This window comes from Terrisporobacter vanillatitrophus, from assembly GCF_051148895.1.
GTDB classification, from domain to species: domain Bacteria; phylum Bacillota; class Clostridia; order Peptostreptococcales; family Peptostreptococcaceae; genus Terrisporobacter; species Terrisporobacter vanillatitrophus.
The window spans coordinates 3693412-3706384 of sequence record NZ_CP154625.1 but is presented as its reverse complement, the minus strand read 5'-3'; the positions used below and the strand labels follow the sequence as shown (position 1 = coordinate 3706384).

Sequence of the window (12973 nt, the reverse complement as noted above, 5' to 3'; positions counted from 1 at the left end):
TTAAAAAGGAGTGAAATATTTGAAAATATTATTAACTACGCTAAATTCTAAGTTTATTCATACGAATTTGGCAATAAGATATTTAAAAGAAAGCGTAAAAGATTTAGTTGATGTAGATATTAGAGAATACACAATTAATAATCAACTAGACTATATTTTAAAAGATATATACAAGAATAATTATGATGTAGTATTCTTTTCAACATATATATGGAATATTTATGACATAGTAAAATTATGTGATAACTTGAAGAAAGTTAAACCAGAGATTAAAATAGGTCTAGGTGGACCAGAAGTCACTTATGATAGCGAAAATGCTATGGAAGAATATAAGTTTTTAGATTATATATTACTTGGTGAAGGTGAACTAGTATTTAGAGATTTAGCTCAACATTTTTTAGGAAAGAAAAATATAGAAGATATAAAAGGTATTGTATATAGAAAAGATGGCAACATTGTAGCAAATGAAGAAATGAAATTGCTACAAAATTTAGATGAAATACCAAGTCCTTATGATAACTTAGATATAAAAGAATATGAAAATAGAATAGTTTATTATGAGACATCTAGAGGATGCCCATTTAACTGTCAGTACTGTTTATCATCAGCTATAAAAGGGCTTAGATATTTTAGTATTGATAGAGTAAAAAGAGATTTAAAAAATCTTATAGATGCAAAAGTATCTCAGATTAAATTTATAGATAGAACTTTCAATGCAAATAAAAAATTTGCTAAGGAAATAATGAATTTTCTGATGGAAAATGACAATGGTTATACAACCTATCATTTTGAGGTTACAGCTCATTTACTAGATGATGATATGCTTAACTTCCTAAAAGATTGTAAGGAAGGATTATTCCAATTTGAAATAGGAGTACAAAGCACTAATCAAAAAACTTTAGATGCAGTAGGGAGAATGGATGATTTTGAAAAATTATCTCACGTTGTAAAGACTATAAAATCATTTAGAAATATACATCAACATTTAGATTTAATAGCAGGTCTTCCTTATGAAGGGTATGAAAGATTTGAAGAGTCTTTCAATGATGTGTTTAATTTAGGAATAGAACAATTACAACTTGGTTTTTTAAAGATGATTAAAGGAACAGGTATGAGATATAATGCAGAAAAATATGGATATAGATTTAAAGATTACGCTCCATACGAAATTTTATATAATGATTTTATAAGCTATGACGAAATATTAAAAATAAAAGATATAGAAGAAATATTAGAAACTTATTATAACTCTAATAACTTCCCACTTTCTTTAGAATATATAATTCAAAATTACTACAGTGAAAGTCCATTTAAATTCTTTGAAGAATTTTCAACATATTTTGAAGAAATGGGATACTTTCATATGGCTCAAGGAAAAAATCAGTTATATAAAATATTGTTAGATTTCTATAATGAGAAAATAAATAATGATAATGACCTATTTAGTGAGATATTAAAATATGATTATTTATCATTAGGTAAAATATCAACAGTTCCAACTATTTTCAACAAAATAGAAGTAAATAATTTTAAAAGTAAGTGTCATGATTTCCTACATAATGTGGACAATCTTAAACAATACTTACCTGAGTTTGCTGATACACCAACAAAATATATCTTAAAATATATTCATTTTGAATCATTTAAATATGATATTTTAAGATTAAAAGAAAATATTGGTGCAAAATTAGAAAAGAAAGAAACTGTAATATTATTTGACTATAATACTAACAAAGTATTTGATAAGTCAAAAACTTATACTGTAAAGGTAGGAGAAGAAGATGAAGTTTAAAATAGATAAATATTTACTTAGAAAAACTGAAGAACTTGCATTTATAACTGTAAAAAAAGATGGAGATTTTCATTTAGATGGATATGAAATACCAAAAGAAGGCTTAAATGTACCTATAAAAAATGAGGTTCTTGTTAAAGGAATAAAGGAAAAGACAGCACAAGAAGGATTAAACTCAATGTCTATAGCAGATGCAATGATATATATAATAGGTATTGATCCAGAGTTTAAATATAACATTGAATATAAAAAATTCTTGAGTGCTCTTGAGAAAAAAGTAAACTTTGATGTAAGATCTTATGCTGGATATATGTCTAGAAAATACTTTGAGCTTGGAGAATATACAGATGCATTAATTTATATCAAAGGGTTAATTACATTATATCCTAATGATATTGAAGGACTTTATAATTATGCCATTGTATGTCAAGAAGTTGCAACAACTTATCAAAAAGACGGTGATGCAAATGCAATGAATGCATTTTTATTAGAAGCGGGAGAAAAACTTGAAGAAATAATTAATATGGATGAAGATTTTGCTTTAGCATATTATCATTTAGGATATCATTATTACAATCAAAGCCAATATATTAAAGCTAAAGCAATATGGGAAGAAGGAATGAAGCTAGGCTTAGATGAAGATACAATATCAGAAATACAAGAAAATCTAGGTAAAATGGATTATAAAGTTAAATATGAAGAAGGGTATTCTTTAGTATTCCAAGGAAAATTTGAAGAAGGTCTTGAAAAACTATTACCATTGGAAGAAGAATACAACGACTGGTGGAACTTATTATTTATTATTGGTATAGCTTATAAAAATATGGAAGAAATAGATAAAGCTATGCTTTATTTTGAAAAAATACTAATGATAAGACCTAAACAAGTAGATACTTTAGTGGAACTTGCTTTGTGTGAAGCTTCATCATTTAATATGGATAGAGCTGTTGAACTATTAGAACAAGCAGCAAAAATAAAAGAAGATCCTGAAATTCTTTGCAATCTAGGAATGGCATATTTAAATACAGGAGATATTGATGATGCCATTTACTATATAGAAAGAGCTTATGAATTGAATCCAGAAGACGAAATAACAATTTCATGCATGAGAGAGCTGAATAATTATAGAGTTAACTAATTAAAAAGTTATATTTAAAAAACTTTATATCTTTTACAAAAAAAGCCGTAGTTAGAGATAAATTATCTCTTGCTATGGCTTTTTGCAAAAAAAGAATATTTATGAAAGAAAAAAATCATGATTCTATAAAGGAAATTAAAAAAAGAATGATTATAAATGCTATTTTTAAAATGTAAATCGGTATACAATTCAAGCAAATTAATATATAATCTAATTAAAGTGACTAAATGAAAAAAATGGAAATAAATTATGACAAATTTAATCTTACTATATTCTAATCTAAATTTCCATCGACAAAATAATTCCAAATAATTAATCTACAGAGAACGATCTTTTTAAAATTGTATAAGAGCGGTAGACAGTTGTGCGTTTAATGTTATTTGAATATAACAAATTATGTCTATGCTTGTGAAAAAATTAATTTTTTTAAATTAGTAGGACAATCTCCTAATAATTTTGTTTATCATATATTTTTTTAAATATATTGAAATATATACTTAAGGCATCTTTTTGTTGTTTCAAAATAGGGTTAAAAAATTACACAAAGAGGGGAAAAAGAATATGGAAAAAAAAGATATTAATGTTCTTGAGCAAATGCAAAACATGACAGTTGACTTAAATAGTAAGGTATTAATAGAAAAGGCTGAAAAAGATGGCGTTGAAACTATGTATAAAAGAAAATTAGGATACAAAGTTCAATGTGGTTTCGGTCTTCAAGGTGTATGTTGTAGAAACTGTGGTATGGGACCATGTAGAATAAGTGCTAAAACTCCAAGAGGACTTTGTGGTGCTGATGAGCATACTATAGTTGGTAGAAACTTTGCAAGAATGTGTGCTGCTGGTGCTGCTGCCCATTCAGACCATGCTAGAGATATAACTCATACATTAGCATTAACTAATCCTGGTGGAGATTATCAAATAAAAGAACCACAAAAACTAAAGGACTTTGCTCAATTCTTAGGAATTGAATCTGAAGGTAAAGATATATATGACTTAGCTCATGAAGTAGCTGAAGAATGTTTAATGGAATTTGGTAGACCTTTCGGAACTTCAAAAATGTTAAAAAGAGCTACACAAGCTAGACAAGATCTATGGAAAAAGTTAGGTATAGAAGTAAGAGCTATAGATAGAGAAGTAGCTACAGTAATGCATGCTACTCATATAGGATGTTGTTCTGATATAGAATCGCTAATTCTTACTGGTATGAGATGCTCTTTAGGTGACTGGGTTGGATCTTCAATTGGTACAATATTATCAGATATTATGTTTGGTACTCCAAAACCAGTACATACTGAAGCAAACTTAAATGTATTAGCAGGAAATAATGTAAATATAATTCTTCATGGACACGAACCAACATTATCAGAAATGATAGTTGCTGCTTCTGAATTACCAGAAATGCAAGAATTAGCTAAAGAAGTTGGAGCAGATGGAATAACTTTATCTGGTATATGCTGTACAGGTAATGAATTAACTATGAGACATGGTGTTAAAATAGCTGGTGACTTCCATCAACAAGAACTAGCTATAATAACTGGAGCTGTTGAAGCCATGGTAGTTGACGTTCAATGTATATTCCCAGCATTACCTGAATTATCTAGTCATTATCATACTAAATTTATAACTACATCTCCAAAGGCTAGAATAACTGGAGCTACTCACATGGAATTCCATGAAGAGACAGCAATGGAAGATGCTAAAACTATAGTTAGAGAAGCTATAATGAACTTTAAAAATAGAGATGCTTCTAAAGTTTTAGTTCCAGATTTAAAATCAGAAGGTATGGTTGGATATGCTGAAGAAGCTATAGTTGGACAATTAAATAATGTTGTTAATACTCAAATAGATGAAATGGATACATTAAAACCATTAGTAGATGTTCTTGCATCAGGTGTAATAAGAGGGGTTGTAGGTGTTGTTGGATGTAATAATGCTAAAACACCATCTAATTACAATCATTTAACTATAATAAAAGAGTTAATTAAAAATGATTTCTTAGTAGTAACTACAGGTTGTGGTGCTTCTGCAGCAGCTAAAAATGGATTAATGTTAAAAGAAAATGCACCTAAATATGCAGGAAAAGGTTTAGCGACAGTTTGTGAATTAGTTGATATACCTCCAGTAATACATTTAGGATCTTGTGTTGATAACTCTCGTATAATAAATGTATGTACATTAGTTGCTAATATGTTAGGAATGGATATACCAGATCTTCCAGTTGCTGGTTGTGCTCCAGAATGGATGTCAGAAAAAGCCATAGCTATAGGTAATTATGTTGTAGCAAATGGTATAGATACTTATTTAGGAGTTATGCCTCCGGTTACAGGTTCTTCAAGAGCTGTTGAAATATTATGTGGAGAATTAAAAGACAAAGTTGGAGCTTGTTTCCATGTAAATGAAAATGCAGAAGAATTAGCTAAGATGATAATGGATGATATAGAAGCTAAACGTCCAGCATTTGAAGCTTTATATCAAGAAAAAGTTTTAGATAAAAGATTAGCAGAAGTAGCTGCTGAATAATAAATAATTTAAAAAATTAAATTAATAAAAGTTAGTTTATTGTTAATATTCAATTAACAATAAACTAACTGTATGTATTTAGATAAAAATTAGCTTTTTATTAAATTTAAGACAATACACTAAGGACGGGAGATGAGGGAGAATATGAAAATAGCAATAACAGGAAAAGGTGGGGTAGGTAAGACAACTTTTTCCTCAATGATAGCAAGAATGTTTGCAGATGAAGGCTTTAGAGTTGTGGCTGTTGATGCAGATCCAGATGCCAATCTAGCTTTAGCATTAGGTTTTCCAAAAGATGTCTATGAATCAATCGTACCAATATCTGAAATGAAAAACTTAGTATCAGAAAGAACTGCTACTAGTGAAGGTACTTTTAATAAAATGTTCAAATTAAATCCAAAAGTAGATGATATTCCAGAAAAGTATTGTAAAGAGCATAATGGAGTAGGATTGTTAACATTAGGTACTGTTGATACAGGAGGATCTGGATGCGTATGTCCAGAGCATGTCCTATTAAAAAGACTCTGCTCACATCTAATATTACAAAGCAATGATGTTGTTGTAATGGATATGGAGGCAGGAATTGAGCATTTAGGAAGAGGTACAGCTCAAGGTGTTGATGCATTTATAGTAGTAGTTGAACCTGGTGAAAGAAGTTTACAAACATATAGAAAAGTTAAAAAACTTGGTAATGATATAGGTGTTAAAAAAGTATACGTAGTTGGAAATAAAATGAGAAATAATGAAGATATTGAGTTTATAAAGGGCAATCTTGAAGATGGGGAAGCTTTAGGATTTATTCATTATAATCAACAAGTAATTGATTCAGATAGAGCAAACCAATCTCCTTACGATATAAGTGAAGCAACTAGAAATGAAATAAAAGCTATTAAAAATAAGCTAGTTGAAATAAAGAATCATAACAGTTAAGAATTGATAAAGTAAGATTAAAACAGTAATAGTACATAAAAAATACTTTTTACTGCTTATTATAAAAACTGTGGGAGGAATAGTTATGGGATTCAAATCAGATATTGAAATTGCTCAAGAAGCAAAACCTCTAGATATTAGAGAAATAGGTAAAAAATTAGGTTTAACAGAGGATGACTTAGAGTTATATGGTAAGTACAAAGCTAAAGTAGATTACAATCTATTAAAAAAAGACAATGGTGGTAAAAAAGCTAAGTTAATATTAACTACGGCTATAAACCCTACTCCAGCAGGAGAAGGAAAAACAACTACTACTATAGGTGTTGCTGATGGTTTACAAAAACTTGGTAAAAATGTTCTTGTTGCATTAAGAGAACCTTCTTTAGGACCAGTATTTGGTATTAAAGGTGGAGCAGCAGGTGGTGGATATGCTCAAGTTGTTCCAATGGAAGATATAAACTTACACTTTACTGGTGATTTCCATGCTATAGGTGCTGCTAATAACTTATTAGCTGCAATGCTAGACAACCATATGCATCAAGGTAATGAACTTGGAATAGATTCAAGAACTATTACTTGGAGAAGATGTGTAGACATGAACGATAGACAACTTAGAAATGTTGTTGATGGTTTAGGTTCTAGAGCTGATGGTATAGCAAGAGAAGATGGATTTGATATAACAGTTGCTTCAGAAGTAATGGCTGCTTTCTGTTTAGCAAGTGACATAATGGATTTAAAAGCTAGATTAGGAAGAATAGTTGTTGGTTATAACTTTGAAGGACAACCAGTTACAGCTGAACAATTAAAAGCTAATGGTGCTATGGCTGCTTTATTAAAAGATGCTTTAAAACCAAACTTAGTTCAAACTTTAGAAGGAACACCTGCTTTCGTACATGGTGGACCATTTGCTAATATAGCTCATGGATGTAACTCTGTTATAGCTACTAGAATGGCTATGCACTTTGCAGATTATGTTGTTACTGAGGGTGGATTCGGTGCTGACCTTGGTGCTGAAAAATTCTTAGATATAAAATGTAGAATGGCTAACTTAAAACCAGATGCTGTTATAATAGTTGCTACAGTTAGAGCACTTAAATACAATGGTGGAGTTGCTAAAGCTGATTTAAATGAAACTAACTTAGAAGCTTTAGAAGCTGGTCTTCCAAACTTATTAAAACATGTTGAAAATATAACTCAAGTTTATAAATTACCTGCAGTAGTTGCTATAAATGAATTCCCAACTGATGCACCTGAAGAAGTAGAATTAGTTAGAGCTAAATGTAAAGAATTAGGTGTTAATGTTGCTTTATCTCAAGTATGGGCTAAAGGTGGAGAAGGTGGAATCGAACTTGCTGAAGAAGTAGTAAGACTTTGTGAACAAGAAAATGACTTCCAATTCTGCTATGAAGATGAGTTAACATTAGTAGAAAAAATAGAAGCAATAGCTACTAAGATATACGGAGCTGATGGTGTAAACTTCACACCACAAGCTAAAAAAGAATTAGCTAGATTAGAAGGATTAGGATTTGGAAATATGCCAGTATGTATGGCAAAAACTCAATATTCTTTAACTGATGATCTAAACGTATTAGGTAGACCAACTGGATTTAAGATTACAGTAAGACAGGTAACAGTTTCTGCTGGTGCAGGATTTGTTGTTGCACTTACTGGTGAAATAATGAAAATGCCAGGTCTTCCAAAACGTCCAGCTGCTGAAAGAATAGATGTTGATGAAAACGGAGTAATTTCAGGATTATTCTAGGCTTAAAACATAAAAATATAAATTAACATAATTAAATATACAATAAGTAGTGCACAGTATTATCTTGTGCACTACTATGGGATTATCTTGAATACTTAAGGAGGCAAAATTTCTTATGGAAAGTATGGCACAAAAAAGTTGTGTGGATTTTATAGAAGTATTAGCGTCTAAGGCTGCAGTACCTGGAGGCGGAGGAGCAGCTGCACTTGCTGGAGCCATAGGAATGGCCCTAGGAAGTATGGTTTGTAACTTGACTACTGGAAAGAAAAAATATGCTCAGTATGAAGAAGCAATTCAAGAAATACTAGCTAAAGCAGCAAAACTAGAAGAAGAATTATTATCTATGATAGATAAAGATGCAGAAGGATTTTATCCATTATCAAAAGCTTATGGTCTTCCAACTTCTACTGAAGAAGAAAAGCAATATAAAGCTGAAACAATGGAAAAATGCTTGAAAGTTGCATGTGAAGTACCTATGAATATAGTTAGATTATGCTTCGACTCTATAAAACTACATGAAGAACTTGTTGATAAAGGTTCTAAACTTGCAATAAGTGATGTAGGATGTGGAGTTCAGTGCTTAAGAGCGGCCATATTATCAGGACAATTAAATGTAATAATCAATGTTAATTCAATGAAAGATAGAGAATATGCAGAGAAAATAGAAAAAGAATGTAATCAATTGGTACAAGACGGAGTTAAAATTTGTGATGAAGTATATCAAAAAGTATTAGTTGCTTTAGGATAAAATAAAAATATATTTTTATACAAAACTATTTATATAAAAGCGAAGATAATAAGATAAGTATATAATTTAATTAATGACAATACGGAAAATAATCTTTAGAAATGTGGGAGGAGAAACAGAGTGGGAGAAATTATTAAAGGTAAACCAGTTGGAGACGCACTTAGTGAAGTGTTAAAAGGTGAATGTGAAGCCTTAGTTAAAGATGGTATACAACCTAAACTAGCTATTTTAAGAGTTGGTGCAAAACCTAATGACCTTTCTTATGAAAAAGGAGCTCTTAAAAAATGTGAAACAATAGGAATTACAACAGAAGTTACTGAGTTAGCAGATGGAACAACTCAAGAACAATACATAGAAACATTACAAAAATTAAATAATGACTCTTCAGTACATGGAATATTAACTTTTAGACCATTACCAGAAGGTATAGACGAAGAAGTAATAAAAAATGTTATAGCACCAGAAAAAGATGTTGATTGTTTTAGTCCTATGAACACTGCAAAATTAATGGAAGGAGATAAAACTGGATTCCCTCCATGTACTCCTACAGCAGTTGTGGAAATATTAAAACATTATAATGTTCCACTAAAAGGAGCTAATGTAGTTGTATTAGGCAGATCAATGGTAGTAGGTAAACCAGTATCTATGTTATTACTTGGTGAAAATGCTACAGTTACAATTTGCCACTCAAAAACTAAAGACTTACCAAAAGTTTGTGCTGATGCAGATGTATTAGTTGCAGGTGTTGGTAGAGCTAGAATGGTTACTGCTGACTATGTTAAAGAAGGTGCAGTAGTAATAGATGTTGGTATAAATGCTAAGCCAGAAGGCGGAGGAATTTGTGGAGATGTTGATACTGATGATGTTGTTGGAAAAGCATCAATGGTAACTCCAGTTCCAGCAGGTGTTGGTTCAGTAACAACTTCTATACTTGCTAAACATGTAATAAAAGCATGTAAACAACAAAACAACATGTAATAGACTCAATATGTATTTGAAATAGTAAAACTTTGGGGGGAAAATATCTATGGTAATTTCTGATAGAAAACCAATGGCTGAAATACTAGGATTTTTAAAAGATGCTAAAAAGGTTATATTAGTAGGATGTAACCAATGTGCAGCTGCTAGTAAAACTGGTGGTGAGCCTGAATTACAGGAAATGAAAGCTTTATTAGAAGCTGAAGGAAAAGAAGTATTAGGGTACTTACTTCCAGATACAGCTTGTAACTTATTATTAGGGAAAAAAGAATTTAAAGGATTGAAAGATGAATTAAAGGATGCTGATGCAATATTATCATTAGCATGTGGAGATGGAACTCAGACTATAGTTAAAAACACAAAAAAACAAAATATTCCTGTTTATCCAGCTAATAATACTTTATTTATAGGTGAAGTAGAAAGAGTTGGTCAATTTGAAGAAGCTTGTAAAGCATGTGGAGAATGTGAACTTGGTTGGACTGGTGGAATTTGTCCAGTTACTATGTGTGCAAAAGGTTTAATAAACGGTGCATGTGGTGGAGCTAAAAATGGTAAATGTGAAGTTAGCCCTGACAATGAATGTGCATGGGTGATGATCTATGACAGACTTAAGTCATTAGACCAATTAGATAATTTATTAGAAGTTAGAGAACCAAAAGATTATTCTAAACAACTTAATCCAAGACGACACAATGTAAATAAAAAAGCTGAGGCTGAAGCCTAAGAAGTAAAGGTTATTAAAGGGGGATTATTTTCATGAGTAAGTTACAAGAAGCATTTGAAAGAGGAGAATTCGCTGTAACTGCAGAGATGGCACCACCAAAAGGTACAGATCTTTCTCACTTAATAGAATGTGCTAAATTATGCGTTGGAAGAGTTCATGCTGCAAACGTAACAGATTTCCAATCGGCTGTAATGAGAGCAACATCTCTTGCAACATGTAAATTATTAAAAGATATAGGACTAGAGCCAGTTATACAAATTACTGGTAGAGATAGAAATAGAATCGCAATAGAAGGTGAAATGCTTTCTGCTGGTGTATTCGGAATAGATAATTTATTAGCATTAACAGGAGACCATACAAGTGTAGGGGATCATCCAAAAGCTAAACCAGTATATGATTTAGATTCTGTAAGTATATTAAAAACAGCATCTACATTAAATGCAGGAACAGATAGTGTTGGGCTAGAATTACAAGGAAAAACAAACTTCTATTTAGGAGCTTGTGTTACACCGGAATATGATCCGATAGATGTTCAAATATTAAAAATGAAAAAGAAAATAAAAGCTGGAGCAAAATTTTTCCAAACTCAAGCAGTTTATGATATAGAGCATATGAGAAAGTTTAGAGAACTTACTAAAGACCTTGATTGTAAAATTATGGCTGGTATAGTTCCATTAAAATCACCTGGAATGGCTAAGTTTATGACGGCTAATGTTCCTGGTATATTTGTTCCAGATGATCAAATAGAAAGATTAAAAGCAGCTGGTAAAGGTAATTATGTACAAGAAGGTATTAAGATGGCTGGAGAATTTATTAAACAGCTTAAAGAAGAAAACTTATGCGACGGTGTACATATAATGGCAATTGGTGCAGAAGAGAATGTTCCAAAAATATTAGATGAAGCAGGGTTATAAAAATTTTGTTTTAGGTTAAATGGGGGATTGAACATGAAAGTTGCAGTAATTGGTGGTGGCCCAGGAGGATATGTAGCAGCTTTAAAAGCAGCTATGCTTGGTGCTGAAGTAACAGTAATAGAAAAAAATAAACTAGGTGGAACTTGCTTAAATGTTGGTTGTATACCAACTAAAGCATTATTAGCTTCTAGTGATGTATTAAGAACAGTTCAAGAGGCTAAAAATTTTGGTATTAATGTAGAAGGGGAAATTAAACCTGATTTTGAAGCTATAGTAGCTAGAAAACAAAAAGTAACTGATGAATTAGTTGCAGGAATCCAATTCCTTTTCGATAAAAGAGGAGTTAAAAAAATAGATGGATTTGGAAAACTAATTGATAAAAATACTATAGAAGTTACTAAAGATGATGGAAGTGTAGAAGAAGTTAAAGCTGATAAAATAATATTAGCTAACGGTTCTATACCTACAGTATTCCCATTCATGCCTTACAATGGTAAGAATGTTATAACTTCTGATGAAGTATTAAGTTTAGAAAAATTACCAAAATCTTTAGTTATTATAGGTGGAGGAGTTATAGGATCTGAAATAGGTCAATTCTATTCTTCACTAGGAACTAAAGTAACTATAATAGAAGTTCTTCCACAAATATTAGGAAGAATGGATTCAGACGGTGCTAAAGCTCTTGCAAGACAATTCAAGAAAGACAAAATAAAAGTTATGTGTAATGTTGCAACTGACAGTTTTGAAGTTAGTGATGACATGGTTAAACTTAACTTAAATAACGGCAAATCTTTAGAAGCAGAAGTAGTATTACTTTGTACAGGAAGAAAACCAAACTTAGCTAACTCTGGTGTAGCTGAAGCTGGTGTTAAAATGACTGACAGAGGATTCATTGAAGTAAATGAATATATGGAAACAAATCTTGAAGGTGTTTACGCTATAGGTGATATTATACCAGGGGCAATGCTTGCACACGTTGCATCTGCTGAAGGTATGGTAGCTGCAGAAAATGCAGTAAAAGGAAATGGCGAAACAGTTAATTATAAATCTATCCCAAGTTGTGTATATACAGAACCTGAAGTAGCAGGTGTAGGTAAAACAGAAGATGAATTAAAAGCTGAAGGCGTAGAATATCATGTTGGTAAATTTGACTTTAGAGGTTTAGGTAAAGCTAAAGCAATCGGAAAATTACAAGGATTTATCAAAGTATTAGTTGATAAAGATGATGTAATAATAGGAGCAACTTTAGTAGGACCTCATTGTACAGACTTATTAACTGAATTATCTCTAGCAGTAGGTTTAGGACTAAAAGCTAAGGATGTAGGAAGAGTAATACATGCACATCCAAGCTTATCAGAAGGTATTATGGAAGCATTACATGATGTTCATGGAGAATGCGTTCACTCAGTACCATCATCTTTATAAGTTAAGCAACAGAGTAAGAAAAAAGCTCTGTTAAGGAGGAAA

The 12973-nt window shown here is 31.1% G+C and carries 10 protein-coding genes; all 10 read left to right on the top strand.

The annotated features are described in order from the left end of the window. The first annotated feature begins 19 nt into the window (after positions 1–19). A complete protein-coding gene (locus tag TVTCOM_RS18125) occupies positions 20–1792 on the top strand; it encodes a B12-binding domain-containing radical SAM protein (RefSeq protein WP_434797649.1) in 1773 nt (590 codons plus the stop codon). Further along, entirely contained in the window at positions 1782–2930 is a 1149-nt protein-coding gene (locus tag TVTCOM_RS18120) for a tetratricopeptide repeat protein (protein WP_434797648.1), read from the top strand. The genes TVTCOM_RS18125 and TVTCOM_RS18120 overlap by 11 nt, the downstream gene beginning before the upstream one ends. Before the next feature lie 561 nt (positions 2931–3491). Further along, positions 3492–5450: an anaerobic carbon-monoxide dehydrogenase catalytic subunit gene (gene cooS, locus TVTCOM_RS18115; RefSeq protein ID WP_434797647.1), complete on the top strand. Its 1959-nt coding sequence runs from the start codon at positions 3492–3494 to the stop codon at positions 5448–5450. A 144-nt stretch (positions 5451–5594) separates the two neighbouring features. Beyond that, positions 5595–6380 (top strand): AAA family ATPase, encoded by a 786-nt coding sequence (locus TVTCOM_RS18110; protein ID WP_434797646.1) that lies wholly within the window; start codon positions 5595–5597, stop codon positions 6378–6380. 85 nt (positions 6381–6465) lie between these two features. Further along, positions 6466–8142 (top strand): formate--tetrahydrofolate ligase, encoded by a 1677-nt coding sequence (locus TVTCOM_RS18105; protein ID WP_434797645.1) that lies wholly within the window; start codon positions 6466–6468, stop codon positions 8140–8142. Positions 8143–8257: 115 nt separating this feature from the next. Continuing rightward, complete coding sequence (locus TVTCOM_RS18100; protein ID WP_434797644.1) at positions 8258–8890, top strand: cyclodeaminase/cyclohydrolase family protein; 633 nt, start codon at positions 8258–8260, stop codon at positions 8888–8890. A gap of 120 nt (positions 8891–9010) precedes the next feature. Further along, complete coding sequence (locus tag TVTCOM_RS18095) at positions 9011–9868, top strand: bifunctional 5,10-methylenetetrahydrofolate dehydrogenase/5,10-methenyltetrahydrofolate cyclohydrolase (RefSeq protein WP_434797643.1); 858 nt, start codon at positions 9011–9013, stop codon at positions 9866–9868. Between the two features lie 49 nt (positions 9869–9917). Further along, positions 9918–10592: a methylenetetrahydrofolate reductase C-terminal domain-containing protein gene (locus tag TVTCOM_RS18090; RefSeq protein ID WP_434797642.1), complete on the top strand. Its 675-nt coding sequence runs from the start codon at positions 9918–9920 to the stop codon at positions 10590–10592. A 32-nt stretch (positions 10593–10624) separates the two neighbouring features. Beyond that, positions 10625–11506, top strand: a complete 882-nt coding sequence (locus TVTCOM_RS18085) for a methylenetetrahydrofolate reductase (RefSeq protein ID WP_434797641.1) — start codon at positions 10625–10627, stop codon at positions 11504–11506. Between the two features lie 33 nt (positions 11507–11539). Beyond that, on the top strand, positions 11540–12931 hold the full coding sequence (gene lpdA / locus TVTCOM_RS18080) for a dihydrolipoyl dehydrogenase (RefSeq protein ID WP_434797640.1): 1392 nt from the start codon (positions 11540–11542) through the stop codon (positions 12929–12931). The last annotated feature ends 42 nt before the right edge of the window (positions 12932–12973 follow it).